An 18,835-nucleotide genomic window follows, 5' to 3' on the forward strand; every position below is an offset into this window, starting at 1 on the left:
GGCTTTCTACACAAGGTGGCAGGCGATCAGACCTGATGGCCGTTGAGGTTGTAACGCTGGTTCGGCGTTTTTGCAGTTCTCTATGGCTCGCAGGCAGCGGGTATGGAAACGACAGCCTGATGGTGGATTCATCGGGCTGGGCGGATCGCCCTTCAGCACAATGCGCTGTCGGCTGCTTTCGATGCGAGGATCTGGTGATGGTACCGAAGAGAGCAGAGCCTGGGTGTAGGGATGAGCAGGCTGCTCAAACAGTTGCTCAGTGTTGTTGGCCTCCATAATCCGGCCCAGGTACATCACCGTCACACTGCTGCAGACTTCCCGTACAACTGACAGGTCATGGGTGATCATAACAATGGTCAGCCCCAGCTCCTTTTGCAGGCGGGCAAACAGGGCAACAATCTGGGCCTGAATCGAGACATCAAGTGCGCTTAACGGTTCATCACAGATCAGAATGGAAGGGTTTAATGCCAGGGCGCGGGCAATAGCGACCCGTTGTCGTTGACCACCGGAAAGTGATCTGGGTAGCCGATCCAGTGCGTTATGAGGCAGGCCAACCAGGTCGGCAAGTTCCAGAACCCGTCGGTGACGTTCGGCAGCTGTCCCTTTTCTGTGAATGAACAGGGGTTCTTCCAGAGACTGGTAGACAGTCTGCCGGCGGCTTAATGCCCCCAAAGGATTCTGGAAAACAAACTGAACATCCCGGGCCAGGGTTTTACGGTTTTTCAGCAGGCTGGTAATGCTTTGGCCTCGAATCAGAATATCGCCGGATGTTGCTTTCTGCAGACCAACTATGGTGCGTGCCAGAGTTGTTTTTCCGCAGCCGGACTCCCCGACAATGGCATGAAAGTCTCCTGCTGAAACTTCAAAGCTGACTCCGTCAATAGCCCGCACAGGTTGGTTTTTGTGCTGGCCGGGAAAGTGTACTTTTAAGTCCTGAACTTCAATCACCGGATTACTGCTCATAAGCTTCACCTTCCATCTGCTCTATGGTGCTTTCAACAGCCACTGGGCAAGCCACAAAATGTCGTTGACTGAGATGGGGCAAAACCTCAAGTGGCGGGCGGAATTTACTGCAGAATGTTTGTGCTACAGGGCAGCGTTCGACAAAACGGCATCCAGGAAGCAGGCTGGATTGATCTGGTGGTGAGCCGGTAATACCTGCAGGGCCTGAAGCATTTTCACCTCGTTTGCTGCGCAGGTCAGGTACCGACGACAGTAGCCCTTTGGTGTAAGGGTGTACCGGACGCGTTAACACATCTTCCATGGTGCCGTATTCAGCTATACGACCGGCATAGAGTACTGCAACCTGGTCGGCCATCTGGGCGACCACACTGATGTCGTGGGTAATCAGGATAATGGCGATATTTTCCCGGCACTGGATATCTTTCAGAAGCTCCAGAATCTGGGCCTGAACCGTAGCATCCAGAGCAGTGATCGGCTCATCGGCAATCAGGATTTTCGGGTTGCCCACCAGCGCCAGGGCAATCATAACCCGCTGCAGCATGCCTCCGGACATTTCATGGGGGTAGCGGTTGTATCGATCCTCGGGGTCAGGAATACCGGTACGTTGCAGCAGTTCAATAGCAATCTCCTTACCCTGCTGTTTGGAAACACCCCGCAGGCGAACTGCCTGGGATGCCAGCTGAGGGCCGACCTTTTTCATGGGATTCAGGGCGGAAATGGGATCCTGGAAAATAATTCCGAAATTCTCACCTCTCAGTTTGGCCAGTTCCCTGGCAGGTTTATTCAACAGATCCTGACCAGAGCATTGGGACTGACCGCGAATGTCCACAGAGACCCCTTCTGGCAGCAGACCCAGTGGGCCAAGGGTCATAACTGTTTTACCTGAACCACTTTCGCCCACCACTGCCAGGATTTCTCCTGCATTGACTTCCAGGTTGACGCTATCCACGGCTCGCACAGAAACCTGTTCGGTATAAAGATCGATAACAAGATCTTTGACTTTGAAAAGAGGTTCTTTCTTTAGCTTGTTCATGCGCTGGCCTCCAGCTCAGAAATTCGGGCTTCTTCCTGTGCTCTCAGGCGCTTCAATATTTTCAGGTGGCGCTGGGTCAGTCCTCTCGGCACTTTCTTCAGGGCAAAGTGTTCACCCAGCAGGTTGAAACTGGAAACCACCAGAGTCAGGGCAAGGCCAGGGAGAACAACCAGGCGGGGGTACTGTTCGAGATAGTTCATACCATCAACCAGCATCTGCCCCCATTCCGGTGTTGGCGGTTCCACTCCAAGACCCAGAAAGCTAAGGGTTGCGATGGCAAGCACCAGGGCTCCGGCATCGGCGCTGGCATAAACCACAACCAGGGCCAGAACATGGGGAAGAATATGGCGTACAAAAATATGCAGATGGCTGGCACCCATAACCCGCGCTGCTTCAATATACGGCTGGTGCAGCTCAGATGTCACGACCGCCCGGCTCATACGGGCATAGTTGGCCCACCATGCCATGGTCAGTGCAGCGATCATTGACCAGTATCCGGGACCAATAATGCCGATAAATGCCAGGGCAACAACCAGGCTGGGCAGGCTGAGAATAATGTCGATGGCAGAGATTAGAACCAACTCGGTTTTACCACCCACATAGCCTGCAAATGAACCAATGGTGACTCCGATAATCAGAGCCGCGATCAGAACAATTGACATGGCTACCAGGGAGACCTGTGCACCAGTGATAATCCGGCTAAGCAGATCCCGCCCCAGATAATCCGTTCCCAGCCAGTGCTCCCAGCTGGAACCCTGCAGTACGGCTGAGTAGTTCTGGGTCGTCGGGTCATAGGGGCTGATCCACAGAGCGAATATGGCTATGGCAACAAACAGAAGTACAGGCGTCAGTACGGCCCAGGGCCATGTGGCAAGAGTTGAAAGACTGTGCTTGTTAAGCATTGCTCTGCCTCCGGATACGTGGGTCGATTAACAGACAGATAATATCGACGAACAGATTGACAAAAACGAAGAACATGATGAAAGACAGCAGGGTTGCCTGCATGGAGATAAAGTCCCTGAATCTGATGGCTTCAATAAAAAAGGCGCCGATTCCTTTCATGGCGAATACAGTCTCCACCACAATGGAGCCAATAATCATAAGGGTGAACTGGGCTCCAAAGGTGGTCAGATAAGGCACGGCAATATTGGGCAGTGCTTCCCGTGTCAGTACGCCCAGGCGGGTATACCCCATGGCAAAACCGGTGGTCGCAAAGGGGCGTGACATGATTTCCTGCAGATTGACCCGTACCACCCGACTCAACACTGAGCAGGGGAAGAGAGCGATGGTCAGACAGGGCATAATCCAGGAAGCCGCACTGCTACCGGCAAAAGCCGGTAGCCAGCCAAGAGTCACTGAAAACAGCATTACCAGCAGAGCTGCCACAAAAAAGTTTGGGGTTGAAGCGCCTGCCAGGGATAAAGCCCTGAGCAGTGAGTCGATTTTGCCGCCGTTACTGATAGCCCCCAGCATGCCAATAGTCAGTGACATAATCAGAGCTATTGCCCCGCCACATACCAGAAGCAGGCCTGTGACCGGAGCACGTTCGGCAAACTCTTCCAAAATCGGTTTGCCGGTGCGCAGTGATCCCCCGAAGTCACCAGCAACCGAATCTGACAGCCAGCGGCCATAGCGAACCGGCAGTGGATCATTCAGACCAAGATCATCGGCAATACTTTGTACCAGTTCCGCTGAAGCTGAAGGTCCTGCCGTGCGCTCGGCGATCAGGGCGGCAACATTGCCGGGAGCAGCTGCAATCAGGGCAAAGGTCAGTGCCGAAGCCGCAAGAATCATGGCCAGCGCAAGCAGAGTGCGCCGGGCAATAAGAGTTAACATGTGATTTCAGCTCCGGATCAGTCCGATAAAGTCACGTCGGAACCTAGCATCTGGTAATCAGTTGCGGGCAGGGTGAAACTGCCAACACGACGATTATGTGCCCAGAGTCGTTTAGGTGAGACCAGGGGGCTGACTGCCATATTTTCTGATAGCCAGTTATAGATAGCCTGCATCTTCTCTTCGCGGGCTGCGCCCTGGGCATTCAGTGCGGCTCGAACCACAGGATCCAGCTCTGGAGACATATAGATTTTGCCATCCGGTCCGCTGTCTACATCCGAGAGCAACAGGTTGGCGAGGGTGCCGTGAGGATCGTAGGGGGCACCGTAGGTAGCCATAAAGGTCAGGTCATACTGGAATACCGGGCGGCGGTCATGAATGGTGGCATTGTCAACGGACGACACCCGCACCTTGATACCTGTTTCAGATAGTTGTCCCTGAATCATTTCAGCCAGACGGCGGGAGCCTGGCAGGGCCTCTTCGGACACCATCAGTTCCAGCTCCAGAGCTTTGCCATCTTTGATCCAGCTGTTACCGCTTCGGGTCCAGCCGGCCTGTTCCAGTTTGGTGCGGGCAGCCTGGATATCACGCTGGGGCAGGGGATTACGGTTGCCGCTATAGGGAATCACCTTTGGAAACAGGTTGGCAGTCGCTGTGGCATAGCCTTCATAAATAATGGCGACTATGGCATTGCGTTCCAGGCTCAGATCAATGGCTTCACGAACACTCTTGTCCTGCAGCAGGGGAGATTTTGGTGAGTAAGTCAGCAGAATTGAAGTCGTTCCAGGCTCGGCAACAACGGCAACATTCGGGTCACGCTGCATGCTTCGGGCTCGGCGAGGGGAGAGGGGGGACGCCCAGTCGCCACCAATAATATCCAGGTCACCGGAGCGCAGACCATTGGAGCGGGCCAGCTCATCGGGGACAACTTTTAGCTCCATATTGGCGAAAGATGGTGTGTTGCCCCAGTAATTTTTATTGCGGGTAAGAAGAGTGCGGCTGTTATTGTTTTCAGTGACAACCCACGGGCCTGTTCCTATGGGAGCTGTTTGATTTCCGCGGGCATCTACAGCCTTGGGCGACAGGAATCGAACAGGGCGGATAATCGTCAGTTCGTAGAGTGCTGCAGGAACCGGCTTGGACAGGTTGATAACCAGATCATATTGCCCATTGGTTTCGATGCTCTTCATGGCATCGGAAATGCCAATCCATGAGAACTCCGGTTTCCCCATCCAGCGCTCCAGGTTCCATTTGGCAGTCTGGGCATCGAAGGGAGAACCATCACTGAAGGTGACATTTTTTCGCAGCTTGAATGACAGGGTCAGACCATCATCAGAGGTGATCCAGGACGTTGCCAGAGCCGGTTGCAGCTGACCGTCGGTACCATAACGAATTAAGGGTTCGAAAATCAGTGAGTATGTACTCAAGGCAGAGACATTCTGCAACAGATCAAGATTCCCGGTTTCCTGTTTGATAGCAATTCTGAGAGTCTGGTTTTCCTGAGCGGAAGAAGTGATCGGGATAGTCGTGGCGAGAGTGGTAAAAAGAAGTGTGCTGAGAATAAAAACTGTACGACGGAACTTGTTTAACATTTCGACTCTAAACCTGATACTTGTTGAAACCATAGAAAACTGCTGAAGGTGATACCGGCTGAATGACAATGGTGATGATGGACGTCATGGTGCAGATGCATGGTCTTGCTCTCAGTGCTGAGGAAAGGTGCCCGCCATTCTATGGTGAGAATTTTTATCAGTTAAATTGAATGTTCTGTTTCTATCTATCAGTAAAATCGATTGATGGTGTGTAAAACCGTCAGCTTATCTTCGTGGATGTGCTGAATTGCGGAATATGGCTGTTCGTTGGGTTCCTGGCTGAATTTATTGAGATTAATTCTGCAGTATGGGTGGATTTTACTGGGGTTTCTGCAGAGAATGGCTGAATTCCCCGAAAATAAAATGGGATGAGGCCTGTACAGTAGGGAAGATTGGCAGCAACTGTATTCGACCAGGATAAGAATTACGGGATAACAACAAAATCTGCTGCAGGTTAGGATAAATATTGCGGCAGTGGAGAACTGGCTAATCAAGCAGTCATGAGCTGAGAAATGCATTGAAAGTGAATGTGTTTCCTTGGGTAAACAGGTTTTAATAATTATGAGTGAACAGGATAAAAAACCTCTGGATGGCCTGCGAGACAGAATTGATCAGTTGGATACATCCATTCTGAAGTTGATCAGCGAACGTGCTGAAGTGGCCAAGCAGGTTGCCACAGTAAAACAGGCTTCCGGAGGGGATGCTGTGTTTTATCGCCCTGAGCGGGAAGCCCAGGTACTGCGAAAAATAATGGATAAAAACGATGGGCCTCTGGATGATGAAGAGATGGCCCGTCTGTTTCGGGAAATTATGTCGGCCTGTCTGGCTCTTGAGCAGCCGGTCAGGGTTGCATTTCTTGGCCCGGAAGGAACCTTTACCCAGCAGGCTGCACTGAAACACTTTGGTAAATCAGCTGTAACCGTACCTATGGCGGCAATTGATGAAGTCTTCCGGGAGGTGGAAGCCGGAGCCATGCAATATGGTGTGGTTCCTGTTGAAAACTCCTCGGAAGGTGTTGTCAATCACACTCTGGATTCTTTTGTGAACTCTTCGCTGCAAATCTGCGGTGAAGTGGTGTTGCGTATTCATCATCATCTTATGTGCGCGGAGCAGACCCGCCGGGACAAGATTACCCGGGTTTATTCCCATGCCCAGTCTCTGGCCCAGTGTCGTAAGTGGCTGGATTCCCATTGGCCTATGGTGGAGAAAGTTGCTGTGACCAGTAATGCTGAAGCTGCCCGCCGGGTTAAGAGTGAGTGGAACTCTGCCGCCATTGCCGGTGATATGGCGATGGAGCTTTACGGATTGGAGAAAATTGCCGAGAAAATCGAGGATGAGCCGGATAATTCCACCCGCTTTCTGATTATTGGTAATCAGCAGGTTCCATCCAGTGGGACCAGCAATAACAAAGGCGCAGATAAAACGTCCATTGTCGTTTCCATGCGCAATAAGCCGGGCAGCCTGCACCGTCTTCTGGCACCTTTCCATTGTTATGATATCGACCTGACCCGAATCGAAACCCGGCCTTCCCGCAGTGGTGTCTGGAACTATGTGTTCTTTATCGATTTCACCGGGCACCGTGATGATCCAAAGGTGCAGTATGTTTTGCGGGAAGTGGAGAGCTTTGCTTCAGAATTAAAAATACTGGGGTCTTACCCGAAAGGTGTCCTGTAAAGGGTGAGAGAGTGGGAGAGAATGTGTGACCTGTGATTTTTTAACACTGGCCAATGCCGGTGTACAAAAGCTCCAGCCCTACCAGCCTGGCAAACCGGTTTCCGAGTTGGCCCGTGAGCTGGGGCTGGAAGAAGCCAGTATTGTCAAACTGGCCAGTAATGAAAACCCTCTTGGGCCATCGCCGGTGGTTCTTGACGCTATTCGTGCTGAGTTTAATGATCTTACCCGTTATCCGGATGGCAGCGGTTATCAGCTGAAACAGACTCTGGCCAGAAAACTGGGTGTAGAGCCCGAAACCATCACTCTTGGCAATGGTTCAAATGATGTTCTTGATCTGCTGGTGCGAGCCTGGGTAGCGCCGGGCGATGAGGTGATCTTTTCCGAACATGCTTTCGCGGTGTATCCGATTTCGACTTTGGCCGCCAGCGGTGTACCTGTTCAGGTTCCGGCGGTTGATTACGGGCATGACCTGGATGCCATGGCTACAGCGGTGACCGATAAAACCCGGATTATCTTTATTGCCAATCCCAATAATCCAACCGGAACCTGGTTGCTCCATTCCGCGATAGATGCGTTTTTAGCAAAAATTCCGGAACACGTGCTTGTGGTTCTGGATGAAGCCTATTGCGAATATATTGAAGAACCGGAATATCCCAATGGTTTGCAGTGGCTTAATCAATATCCGAACCTGGTTGTGACCCGAACCTTTTCAAAAATATACGGGCTGGCTGGTTTGCGAATTGGTTTCAGTGTTTCCAGTCAGGAAATTGCCGGTGTGCTGAACCGGGTGCGCCAGCCTTTCAATGTTAACAGCCTGGCTCTGGCTGCCGCTGAAAAAGCGCTCGATGATGATGAGTATGTAAAGCGCAGTCGCGACCTGAACCGCAAGGGTCTGGCTGACCTTGAGCAGGGGTTGAAGGCGCTTGGCCTGGACTTTATTCCGTCTCTGGGGAACTTCATTACATTTGATACAGGCAGTTCCGGCGACAAGGTTTTTCAGGAATTATTGAAACTTGGAGTGATCGTTCGCCCGATTACCGGCTATGGTTTGCCCCGTCATTTAAGGGTGTCGGTGGGGACTGAAAGTGAAAACCGCCGTTTTTTAGAAGCCCTGCCTGCTGCGCTGAAAAGTGCAGCAGGTGGCAGTGTAGTGAAGTAAGCCAGTGAGCACTATTCATCGAAGTATTAAGGGCCAGTCAAGCTGGCCGGTTTTATCGCGCACCAGAATTCTTGTTGTCGGCCTGGGTTTAATTGGAGGTTCTCTGGCTTCGGCACTGGTATCCCGGCGAGTGTGTCAGGAGGTACTGGCCTGGGATCAGGATGAGCAGTCCCTGGTTCTGGCAAAAGAGCGGGGGATCATTGACCGCAGTGTGACTTCTCTCGAAGAAGGGATTTCCCTGGCGGATATTGTTGTGCTGGCTGTTCCTGTGCTGGCAATGTCGTCCACGGTGGAACAGCTTGCTGCGCTTGATCTGGCCGGAAAGGTTATTACCGATGTTGGCAGCAGTAAAAAAGATGTCGTTGCTGCCGCCCGTGATCATCTTGGCCATGTGCTTGAAGGCTTTGTGCCTGGGCACCCAATTGCGGGATCAGAGAAAAGTGGTGTGACAGCTGCCCGTGCTGACCTGTATGAAGCCCATAAAGTGATCGTCACCCCCCTGCCGGGAAATGCCTCTGGTGCCAGCCGTCTGGTGCGTGAGATGTGGGAGCGGGTGGGGGCAACTGTACTTGAGATGGATGTCGTCCATCATGATGAAGTGTTGGCGCGCACCAGTCATCTTCCCCACCTGCTGGCTTTTTCACTGGTTGATACGCTGGCCGGAGACCAGGATAACCAGGAGATCTTCCGCTATGCCGCTGGTGGTTTTCGGGACTTTACCCGTATAGCCGCCAGTGACCCGATCATGTGGCATGATGTTTTTGTCGCTAACCGTGATGCGGTTCTGTCAGCTCTGGATGAGTTCAGGAGTGGGCTCGACCAGATGCGTGAAGCCGTCGATAAGGGTGACAGCCAGTCCATGCTGGGTATTATTACCCGTGCCAAGTCAGCCCGTGAGCATTTTTCCAGAATTCTTGAGAATCAGTCTTACCTGAGAACTATGAGCAGCAATTCCATTTCTTATACTGCCCGCGCTGGTGGGCCTGTGACTGGTACCTTGCGGGTACCAGGTGATAAATCCATTTCCCACCGTTCCATTATGTTGGGTGCCCTGGCTAATGGAGTGACTGAGGTAACCGGTTTCCTTGAAGGTGAAGATGCCCTGGCAACCCTGCAGGCATTTCGTGATATGGGGGTGGTTATTGAAGGCCCTCATGATGGCAAGGTAACCATTTATGGTGTTGGGCTGCACGGCCTGCAGGCACCTCCGGGGCCTCTGTATCTTGGTAATGCCGGAACGGCCATGCGCCTGATGTCCGGTTTAATGGCGGCGCAGTCCTTTGATGTCACCCTGACCGGTGATGAATCCCTGTCTGGTCGTCCCATGAATCGCGTGGTCAAGCCTCTTCAGAAAATGGGGGCGGTGATAGAAACGGCAGAAGGTGGACGTCCCCCGCTGGTTATTCGAGGCGGACAGAAGCTGGTTGGTATTGATTACGATATGCCAATGGCTTCCGCTCAGGTAAAATCCTGTCTTTTGCTTGCCGGACTTTACGCAGAGGGTGAAACCTCGGTGAAGGAACCCGGTATTACCCGTGATCATACGGAACGTATGTTGACCGGACTTGGATACAAACTTGCCACCAATGACGGACTTGTCAGTCTGAAAGGTGGTGGTGAGCTGGCAGCTGTTGATAGAATAGAGGTTCCCGCAGATATTTCGTCATCAGCCTTTTTCCTGGTGGCAGCCAGTATTTCACAAGGATCTGAGCTGCTGCTGACCCATGTGGGTATCAACCCGACCCGTACCGGTGTGTTGGATATTCTCCGATTGATGGGGGCTGATATCACCCTGGAAAATGCCCGGGAAGTGGGTGGTGAACCGGTTGCTGATATTCGGGTGCGATCCACTCAGTTGAAAGGGATTGAGATCCCCGAGCATCTGGTGCCTCTGGCAATTGATGAATTCCCCGTGCTTTTTGTGGCTGCTGCCTGTGCAGAAGGTGAAACCCTCCTGAAGGGAGCAGAAGAGCTGCGTGTGAAGGAGAGTGACCGCATACAATCAATGGCTGATGGGTTAAATGCTCTGGGTGTAAAGGCCGAGGCTCTCCCCGATGGTATGCGTGTGCCGGGTTGTACTGAGCAGTCTGTGTTCAGCGGCGGCACCGTTGACAGCCATGGTGATCATCGTATTGCCATGGCGTTTGCCGTGGCGTCTTTACGCTGCGGTGGTGAGATAGAGATTCAGGATTGCGCCAACGTGGCGACGTCCTTCCCCAACTTTGTTGATCTGGCTCACTCTGTAGGGCTGGATCTGAATGAAACGGAAAGCTAGACCAGTTGTGATTGAAAAAAATGTACCGGTTGTCACTATCGACGGACCGGGAGGATCTGGAAAAGGGACTGTTGCAGGCCTGCTGGCCCGTGAACTTGGCTGGCACCTGCTGGACAGTGGTGCACTCTATCGTCTGACAGCTCTTGCAGCCATTAATCATGGCGTTGAGCTGGATGATGAGGCTTCCCTGGAAGTGCTGGCTGCTCATCTGGATGTGCAGTTCCTGGCCTCTGACGTTGAGGGTGGCCAGGTTGGTATCATCCTTGAGGGCGAGCATGTTGAAAGTGCCATCCGCAATGAAGAGGTTGGTGCAGCTGCATCGAAAGTGGCTGCACTGCCAGCCGTGCGTGATGCCCTGATGTCCCGCCAGCGTGCTTTTGCCGAAGCTCCCGGGCTTGTGGCAGACGGCCGCGATATGGGAACTGTGGTTTTCACCGATGCGCCTGTAAAAATCTACCTGACGGCCAGTGCTGAAGAGCGTGCACGCCGCCGTCAATTGCAGTTGCAAGAGCAGGGGCAGAGTGTTAGCCTTGACCGCCTTTTGGCGGATATTCAGGCGCGGGACGAGCGTGATTCCAATCGTGCAGTTGCTCCCATGAAGCCAGCCGATGATGCAATCGTGCTGGACAGCACTAAACTGACCATTCAGGAAGTGCTGGGCCGGGTTCTGGATACCATGCGCAGTCGCGGTGTGATTTAAAACACTCGCGCGCAGCATGAAAAGTTCTTTATCCCTTTGTTCCGATCCTTAGGGTCAGGACAGAGGGATTTACGGTGGAGAGGAAAACCGTGTCAGTGAGACTGGTTGAGCCTGCGGCTTGATGTGTCTGTGCTGACGAAGGCCAGCGCTGAGGTTTTCGCTCCTATTTTGATTTGACCACACATGCTGGCGGTGTGGAGCAAAAGTGCAGTGGTTATCACTCTGTGACCTGTTACATATATAAGGTCTATAGAGTGCTCTGTCGCTGTACCCACAGGAATGACAATGACTGATAGCTTTGCCGAACTCTTTGAAGAAAGCCTGAAAGAGATCGAAATGAAGCCAGGTTCCATCATCGATGGTATCGTGGTTGACGTAGATGGTGACTGGGTAATCGTTCACGCTGGTCTGAAGTCTGAGGGTGTTATCCCTGCAGATCAGTTCCGTGATGAGAACGGTGAAATCACCATCCAGGTTGGCGACACTGTACAGGTTGCTCTGGACGCTGTTGAAGATGGCTTTGGTGAAACCAAGCTGTCCCGCGAAAAAGCCAAGCGTGCTGAAGCGTGGACCGGTCTGGAAGCTGCATTCGCTTCTGAAGAGATCGTTAAGGGTGTTATCAGTGGTAAGGTCAAGGGTGGCTTCACTGTTGACGTTAACACTATCCGCGCGTTCCTGCCTGGTTCCCTGGTTGATGTTCGTCCGGTACGCGACACTGCGCACCTGGAAGGCAAAGAGCTGGACTTCAAAGTTATCAAGCTGGACCAGAAACGCAACAACGTTGTTGTTTCCCGTCGTGCAGTTCTGGAAGCTGAGAACTCCGCAGAGCGTGAGCAGTTGCTGGAATCCCTGCAGGAAGGTCTGGAAGTTAAGGGTATCGTTAAGAACCTGACAGACTACGGTGCATTCGTAGATCTGGGCGGTGTTGACGGCCTGCTGCACATCACCGATATGGCCTGGAAGCGTATCAAGCATCCTAGCGAAATCGTGAACGTTGGCGACGAGATCCTGGTTAAGGTTCTGAAGTTCGACCGTGAGCGTAACCGTGTTTCCCTGGGTCTGAAGCAACTGGGTGAAGATCCATGGGTTGCTATCAAGGCGCGCTTCCCGGAAGGCACCAAGGTAACCGGTCACGTGACCAACCTGACTGACTACGGCTGCTTCGTTGAGCTGGAAGAGGGTGTTGAAGGTCTGGTACACGTTTCCGAAATGGACTGGACCAACAAGAATATCCACCCAAGCAAGGTTGTTGCTCAGGGTGATGAAGTTGAAGTCATGGTTCTGGACATCGACGAAGAGCGTCGTCGTATCTCTCTTGGTGTTAAGCAGTGCAAGCAAAACCCATGGGAAGAGTTCGCCTCCACCTGCAACAAGAACGATGTCATCAAGGGCTCCATCAAGTCCATCACTGACTTCGGTATCTTCATTGGTCTGCCTGGCGGCATTGACGGTCTGGTTCACCTGTCCGACATCAGCTGGAACGAAACCGGCGAAGACGCTGTACGCAACTACAAGAAGGGCGAGGAAGTCGAAGCTGTCATCCTGTCCATTGATGCAGAGCGTGAGCGTATCTCCCTGGGTATCAAGCAGCTGCAGAACGATCCGTTTGCAAACTGGGTTGACGCTAACCAGAAGGGTACCATCGTTAAGGGTATCGTGAAGGAAGTATCCGCCAAGGCTGCAGTAGTGACTCTGGCTGAAGAAGTTGAAGGCACTCTGAAAGCTTCCGAGATTAGCCGTGACCGCGTTGAAGATGCGTCCACCATGATCAAGGCTGGCGAAGAAGTTGAAGCCAAGATTGTCAGCGTTGATCGCAAGAACCGCGTGATCAGCCTGTCCATCAAGGCTAAGGACGAAGCGGACGAGAAAGTTGCCATGAAGGAACTGCGTAAGCAGGATACCGACACTGGCGCTGGTCCTACCACCATCGGTGACCTGATCAAGGCTCAGATGGAAGGCAAGTAAAACTGCCTTTGATTGTTGCCTGCCTGGCAGGCGACAATCCTCGTCTAGATAGCTTTATGCTGAAAACCGCAGGCAATGCCTGCGGTTTTTTTATGATTTCTGCAGGACTACTGGCGTTCCGCTTGATTCCTTAATACAGATTGGCTAAGTTGGGCTTGCTATCGTCTGTGATAAAAGGCGAAGCCTTGTGGATTGGCTATAGGGAAGCTTCCGTGGCTTGCGGAAGAAGGGGCAAGTGATGACCCGGTCGGAACTGATAGAAAGATTGGCGGAGCGGCAGAAGCATCTTATGTCAAAGGATGTGGAGCTTGCGGTTAAGAATATTATTGAAGAGCTGTCGTCAGCCCTCGCCTCTGGAAACAGGGTTGAGATCAGGGGGTTTGGCAGTTTCTCCCTGCATTTTCGTGCTCCCCGGGTTGGTCGTAATCCCAAGACCGGCGATGCTGTCGATCTGACCGGTAAATATGTGCCTCATTTCAAGCCTGGCAAAGAGTTGCGTGAGCGGGTGAATGAGTCATTGATGAATGAGCGGCGTTTGCAGCGTCGTTAATATCTGTTCAGGCTGGAACCTTTCCAGTTCTTTATAGCTGACCGGTTATTATTGTTGGCGTTTCTGGGTCAAGTCGCTCTTCTTCCACCCCTGTCGGGTGGTAAGTGCATGATCTTACCTGTAGCTGTTGAAAGCAGACGTATTCATGTTGAATAAATTTCGCAGGTTTCTGCAGTTGATGGGACTTGTCCTGTTTATTGTTCTTCTCATAGTTCTTTTTGCTGGTTTGATTCTGGCAAACGAGCAATCCGTTGCCGTCGGTTTCTGGGGATGGACTGCGGTGCCCATGTCTCTTCCTTTCGTTTTGTTTCTTGCTTTTTTTATTGGGGCTGCGGTCGGTTTGGCCGGTTGCCTGTGGATGGTTTTTCGCCTCCGTATGCGTAATGCCAGTTTGCAGAGAAAGCTCAAGCGGCGTGACGCGGAGCTGCAGAAGTTGCGTGTCAGTGCTTTGCGGGGGCTCTCTTCCTGACAATGGCTGATCTTGCTCTCTTCTCTCTAATTCTTGTTGCCCTGGCCATTGGGTACTTTGCTGGTCGCGCAGAAAAGAAACGTCGCCGTCCCCCCAGTGATGCTTCTTCACTGAGTAGTGAATATTTTGTTGGTCTGAATTATCTGCTGAATGAGCAGACGGATGAAGCGATTGAAAGCTTTATTCGTGCGCTGGAAATTAACAGTGATACCGTTGAAACATTTGTTGTGCTTGGCCGCCTGTTTCGTCAGCGTGGCGAAATCGAAAAGGCAATACAGGCGCATCAGGATCTTTTGGCGCGCCCCAGTCTGACCCGTGAGCAGACCCTGGATGTCCAGCTGGAGCTGGCCCATGACTATCAGAAGGCCGGGTTGCTGGACCGTGCCGAAACCCTTCTGGAAGATATCGTTCAGAAAAACTGGAAGAGTTGGAAAGAAGCTTTCAATACTCTGCTCTCTATCTATGAAGTTGAGAAGGAGTGGCAAAAGGCGATCGTGCTGGTCGGCAAGCTGAAGGGTTCGGCTGCGGATGAATACTCTTTCCGCTTGTCCCATTATCACTGTGAGCTTGCTGAGCAGGCATTGAATAACTCTGATCTGCTGCAGGCGCGAAAGAGTCTGCGTCTGGCCGGAAATGTCAGTAAGAGTAATGCTCGGGTGTCGCTTTTGCAGGGGGCTCTGGAGATCAAGGCGGGCAATTATCGTGATGCTATCCGTTGTCTTGAGCGCATTGCTGATCAGGATCAGGGGTTTGTGCCTGAAAGTATCACCATGCTGGAGCAGTGCTATGGTGAAATGCGTTCCAGACGGGGGCTGACATCCTATTTGGGACGTTGTTTGAGAGAGCGTCCAACCTCTGCCGTGGTGATGGCGTCGGCACGTTTGATTTCTGATCAGCAGGGTGAAAAAGAAGCCGGCCGTTTTATGGCGGAGCAGATTATCAAGCGGCCTTCTTTAAAAGGTTTGAATGCCCTGATTGATATGCATCTCCATCTTACCGAAGGCCGAGCCCGGCAGAACCTGATGCTTCTGCGTGATTTGACTGGCAGGCTGGCAGCTTCCAAGCCGGTATATCAGTGTGGCCAGTGTGGTTTTACTGGAAAAGAATTGCACTGGAATTGCCCGAAATGTCATGAATGGGGAGCAATTTCGCCCATTTTGGGGCTGGAAGGTGAGTAGTATAATTGTGTAGTCTTGTATCTGTGGTGGTTAAAGCTCTGTATTTTTTCAGAGATTTCATTATACTCCCGAGCCCACAGAGTCTGCAGACAGAACAGGAGTTTGCTGCATGATTTGTGAAGGTTTGGTCAAAAGTCCGGTTATTGTGGCACTGGACTATGATACGCCCCAGAAAGCTCTTGCAATGGCAGACAGGCTTGACCCGCAACTGTGCAGGGTCAAGGTTGGTAAGGAGCTGTTTACATCTGCCGGCCCGCAGGTTGTGGAAAAACTGCAATCCAAAGGGTTTGATGTTTTTCTCGATCTGAAATTCCACGATATTCCCAATACTACCAGCAAGGCTGTCGCGGCTGCGGCACAACTTGGTGTGTGGATGGTGAATGTTCATGCTTCCGGTGGCCGCCGTATGATGGAAGCATGCCGCAATATCCTTGATCAGCATGGTTCTGATCGTTCTCCGCTTTTGATCGCAGTGACGGTTTTAACCAGCATGGAGCAGACTGATCTTGAAGAGCTGGGGCTGCCCCGGTCTGATCAGCTGGTTATGAAGCTGGCCTCTCTTGCCCGGGAAAGTGGCATGGATGGTGTGGTCTGTTCCGCGCAGGAATCAAAGATGCTGAAGCAGGCTTTGGGTTCATCTTTCTCTCTGGTAACTCCAGGTATCCGCCCTGCTGAAGCAGCTTCTGATGACCAGCGGCGTATTGTTACGCCTGCGCAGGCCATGGCGAATGGAAGTGATTATCTTGTTATCGGGCGACCGATTACCCAGGCGGCCGATCCGATTGTTGCATTACAGAATATAATAACAACTCTGCAGTCATAGCAGTTGGTGGTGACTTATGGACGAGTGGTATTTGCTCAAGACAAGGCCGCGGCAGGAGCAGCGTGCGGTTGATAATTTGTCTAACCAGGGGTTTGAACCATACTGCCCCTGGCTAAAGAGAAAAGGGCGTAAGCCAGAGCCCCTCTTTCCTGGCTATGTGTTTCTTCTTTTTGACGAGTATTGTGGTGATCTTCCCTGGGGGAAGGTGCGCTCAACCCGTGGTGTTTCTCATTTCGTCAGATTTGGTTTAAAAATGGCTACTATCTCTGATGATCTAGTAGAAAGTATCCGGGAGCGGGAACAGGGCGAAGAGGTTGTTCCTATCTTCAAGCCCGGGCAGGAAGTCACGTTTACCGATGAGGCCTATGGTGGAGCTTTCAACAATATTCAGGGTATTTTCCTGGCTGAGAAGGGCGAAGATCGTTGTATTATCCTGCTGAACCTGCTCAATAGTGAAAGAAAAGTTGAAGCCGCTTTGTCAGAGATTCGCGGCTGAACTGAAAAACGTCACGCCTGGCTAGTTGTTTATGAAAGGGAGTCTTATGACTCCCTTAATTCTGCCTTCAATTTACTGATCTTGTCTCTCGCTGCTGCAGCCTCTTCAAATTCGAGATTGCGTGCATGCTCGTACATCTTCTGTTCCAGCTCTTTTATCAGCTTTGCAATATCGACTGGAGAATGAGCCGGCTCTACTGAGTATTTGGCTTTTGTTTCGGCAGCTTTCTGCTTCTGGCGTCCCTTGGCTCCCGGAACCGCGCCTTCCATGATGTCTGTAATCTCTTTGACGATACTCTTTGGCGTGATGTTGTGCTTCTTGTTGAAATTCTTCTGCTTGATACGCCGACGCTCTGTTTCATCAATAGCCCGCTGCATGGAACCGGTAATCTTGTCAGCATAGAGAATGGCTTTGCCATTCAGGTTTCGGGCAGCGCGACCAATGGTCTGGATCAGTGAGCGGTCACTGCGCAGGAAACCTTCCTTGTCGGCATCAAGAATGGCAACCAGCGAGACTTCCGGCATATCCAGACCTTCCCGCAGCAGGTTGATGCCAATCAAAACGTCAAAGGCCCCCAGGCGCAGGTCGCGGATTATTTCGACCCGTTCAACTGTATCGATATCGGAGTGCAGGTAGCGGGCACGAACGTTGTTTTCACCAAGGTATTCGGTTAAATCCTCGGCCATGCGCTTGGTGAGTGTTGTTACCAGAATGCGTTCACCTTTAGCAGCACGCTCACGGATTTCTCCAAGCAGGTCATCAACCTGGGTGAGGGCGGGGCGCACTTCAATTTCCGGGTCAATCAGGCCTGTCGGACGAACAACCTGTTCAACAACCTGATCCTCGTTCTCTTTCTCATATTTGCCCGGTGTGGCTGAGATGAAGATGGTTTGTGGTCGTTTAATTTCCCACTCTTCAAAGCGCATGGGGCGGTTGTCGAGAGCTGACGGCAAGCGGAACCCATACTCTACCAGTGTCTCCTTTCGGGAGCGGTCACCCTTGTACATGGCACCAATCTGGGGAACGGTGACATGAGACTCATCAATCAGCAGCAGGGCAGTGTCGGGAAGATAATCAAATAATGTTGGTGGGGGCTCACCAGGGGCTCGTCCGGACAGGTAGCGTGAGTAGTTTTCGATACCTGTGCAGTAACCCAGCTCTTGCATCATCTCGATATCGAACCGGGTGCGCTGTTCAAGCCTCTGAGCTTCTACGAGCTTGTCATGTTTACGCAGGTGCTTCAGACGCTCATCAAGTTCTTCTTTAATGGATTCAATGGCATCAAGAATGGTCTGGCGCGGTGTTACATAATGCGACTTGGGGTAGATGGTTGCCCGGGGTAACTGTCGGAGTACTGCACCTGTCAGAGGGTCAAAAAGGCTGATGTTTTCCAGTTCATCGTCAAACAGTTCCAGGCGAACAGCTTCTTTCTCAGATTCGGCAGGGAAAATATCAATAACATCACCACGTACGCGGTAAGTGGCCCGCTTAAGCTCCATATCGTTGCGGGTGTACTGAAGTTCAGCAAGGCGGCGCAGGATCTGTCGCTGGTCAATTCTGTCGCCACGATCAAGGTGCAGCATCATACCAAGGTAGGATTTCGGGTCACCCAAACCATAGATAGCCGACACTGTTGCAATAATGATGGCATCTTCACGTTCCAGAAGGGCCTTGGTGGCAGACAGGCGCATCTGTTCAATATGTTCATTTATAGATGCATCTTTTTCGATAAATGTATCCGAGGATGGCACATAGGCTTCTGGCTGGTAGTAGTCGTAATAAGAAACAAAATACTCGACGGAGTTGTTCGGAAAAAATTCCTTAAATTCGCCATAAAGTTGTGCCGCCAACGTTTTGTTATGAGCCATGACGATCGTTGGCCGCTGCAGCTGGGCGATAACGTGGGCAGAGGTAAAGGTTTTGCCCGAACCGGTTACACCGAGAAGGGTCTGGCACGCAAGTCCGCTGTTTGCACCTTTTACCAGTTGTGCGATAGCTCCGGGTTGATCACCCGCAGGCTGAAAAGATGAAACAACCTCAAGTTGTCGTGAACGCTGGTCCATTGGGTTCCTGCTGCTGAAAGGCTGAGGTATGATGTCTGAGTTTGCATGGAGACGTGGATGAA

Annotated in this window: 16 protein-coding genes; 10 read left to right on the top strand and 6 right to left on the bottom strand. The window is 51.9% G+C overall.

The window, feature by feature from the left end:
- Positions 1-6: 6 nt before the first annotated feature.
- The 5 genes from M3P05_RS15480 to M3P05_RS15500 are packed head-to-tail and all read right to left on the bottom strand — an operon-like array spanning position 7 to position 5,421.
- Positions 7-963 (bottom strand): ABC transporter ATP-binding protein, encoded by a 957-nt coding sequence (locus tag M3P05_RS15480; protein ID WP_249700869.1) that lies wholly within the window; start codon positions 961-963, stop codon positions 7-9.
- Positions 953-1,996 carry an ABC transporter ATP-binding protein gene (locus M3P05_RS15485; protein WP_249700872.1) on the bottom strand — a complete coding sequence of 348 codons (1,044 nt, stop codon included), beginning with the start codon at positions 1,994-1,996 and terminating at the stop codon, positions 953-955. Before M3P05_RS15485 ends, M3P05_RS15480 begins: the two co-directional genes overlap by 11 nt.
- Entirely contained in the window at positions 1,993-2,898 is a 906-nt protein-coding gene (locus tag M3P05_RS15490) for an ABC transporter permease (RefSeq protein WP_249700874.1), read from the bottom strand. The genes M3P05_RS15485 and M3P05_RS15490 overlap by 4 nt, the downstream gene beginning before the upstream one ends.
- A complete protein-coding gene (locus tag M3P05_RS15495; protein ID WP_249700875.1) occupies positions 2,891-3,832 on the bottom strand; it encodes an ABC transporter permease in 942 nt (313 codons plus the stop codon). The genes M3P05_RS15490 and M3P05_RS15495 overlap by 8 nt, the downstream gene beginning before the upstream one ends.
- A gap of 17 nt (positions 3,833-3,849) precedes the next feature.
- A complete protein-coding gene (locus tag M3P05_RS15500; RefSeq protein WP_249700878.1) occupies positions 3,850-5,421 on the bottom strand; it encodes an ABC transporter substrate-binding protein in 1,572 nt (523 codons plus the stop codon).
- Positions 5,422-5,982: 561 nt separating this feature from the next.
- Between M3P05_RS15500 and pheA the strand changes: the two genes are divergently transcribed.
- The 10 genes from pheA to M3P05_RS15550 all read left to right on the top strand — a co-directional run bounded on the left by pheA (position 5,983) and on the right by M3P05_RS15550 (position 16,710).
- Positions 5,983-7,095 carry a prephenate dehydratase gene (gene pheA / locus M3P05_RS15505; RefSeq protein ID WP_249700880.1) on the top strand — a complete coding sequence of 371 codons (1,113 nt, stop codon included), beginning with the start codon at positions 5,983-5,985 and terminating at the stop codon, positions 7,093-7,095.
- A gap of 25 nt (positions 7,096-7,120) precedes the next feature.
- Positions 7,121-8,254: a histidinol-phosphate transaminase gene (gene hisC, locus M3P05_RS15510; RefSeq protein ID WP_249700882.1), complete on the top strand. Its 1,134-nt coding sequence runs from the start codon at positions 7,121-7,123 to the stop codon at positions 8,252-8,254.
- Between the two features lie 13 nt (positions 8,255-8,267).
- Positions 8,268-10,529 carry a bifunctional prephenate dehydrogenase/3-phosphoshikimate 1-carboxyvinyltransferase gene (locus M3P05_RS15515; protein WP_249700921.1) on the top strand — a complete coding sequence of 754 codons (2,262 nt, stop codon included), beginning with the start codon at positions 8,268-8,270 and terminating at the stop codon, positions 10,527-10,529.
- Positions 10,513-11,229 carry a (d)CMP kinase gene (gene cmk, locus M3P05_RS15520; protein WP_249700884.1) on the top strand — a complete coding sequence of 239 codons (717 nt, stop codon included), beginning with the start codon at positions 10,513-10,515 and terminating at the stop codon, positions 11,227-11,229. The genes M3P05_RS15515 and cmk overlap by 17 nt, the downstream gene beginning before the upstream one ends.
- Positions 11,230-11,514: 285 nt before the next feature.
- Positions 11,515-13,194: a 30S ribosomal protein S1 gene (gene rpsA, locus M3P05_RS15525; RefSeq protein WP_249700887.1), complete on the top strand. Its 1,680-nt coding sequence runs from the start codon at positions 11,515-11,517 to the stop codon at positions 13,192-13,194.
- A gap of 238 nt (positions 13,195-13,432) precedes the next feature.
- Positions 13,433-13,744: an integration host factor subunit beta gene (gene ihfB / locus M3P05_RS15530; protein WP_249700889.1), complete on the top strand. Its 312-nt coding sequence runs from the start codon at positions 13,433-13,435 to the stop codon at positions 13,742-13,744.
- 145 nt (positions 13,745-13,889) lie between these two features.
- Entirely contained in the window at positions 13,890-14,213 is a 324-nt protein-coding gene (locus M3P05_RS15535) for a lipopolysaccharide assembly protein LapA domain-containing protein (protein ID WP_249700890.1), read from the top strand.
- A gap of 2 nt (positions 14,214-14,215) precedes the next feature.
- Complete coding sequence (gene lapB, locus M3P05_RS15540) at positions 14,216-15,391, top strand: lipopolysaccharide assembly protein LapB (RefSeq protein ID WP_249700893.1); 1,176 nt, start codon at positions 14,216-14,218, stop codon at positions 15,389-15,391.
- 109 nt (positions 15,392-15,500) lie between these two features.
- The gene (gene pyrF / locus M3P05_RS15545; RefSeq protein WP_249700895.1) at positions 15,501-16,214 is read left to right on the top strand and encodes an orotidine-5'-phosphate decarboxylase; all 714 of its coding nucleotides are present in this window, start codon (positions 15,501-15,503) and stop codon (positions 16,212-16,214) included.
- A gap of 16 nt (positions 16,215-16,230) precedes the next feature.
- The gene (locus M3P05_RS15550) at positions 16,231-16,710 is read left to right on the top strand and encodes a transcription termination/antitermination NusG family protein (protein WP_249700897.1); all 480 of its coding nucleotides are present in this window, start codon (positions 16,231-16,233) and stop codon (positions 16,708-16,710) included.
- A 44-nt stretch (positions 16,711-16,754) separates the two neighbouring features.
- Here the strand turns inward: M3P05_RS15550 and uvrB are convergent, their stop codons facing one another.
- On the bottom strand, positions 16,755-18,773 hold the full coding sequence (uvrB, locus tag M3P05_RS15555; RefSeq protein WP_249700899.1) for an excinuclease ABC subunit UvrB: 2,019 nt from the start codon (positions 18,771-18,773) through the stop codon (positions 16,755-16,757).
- Positions 18,774-18,835: the final 62 nt, after the last annotated feature.

The sequence above is a fragment of the Parendozoicomonas callyspongiae genome (genome assembly GCF_023502345.1).
GTDB classification, from domain to species: Bacteria; Pseudomonadota; Gammaproteobacteria; order Pseudomonadales; family Endozoicomonadaceae; genus Sansalvadorimonas; species Sansalvadorimonas callyspongiae.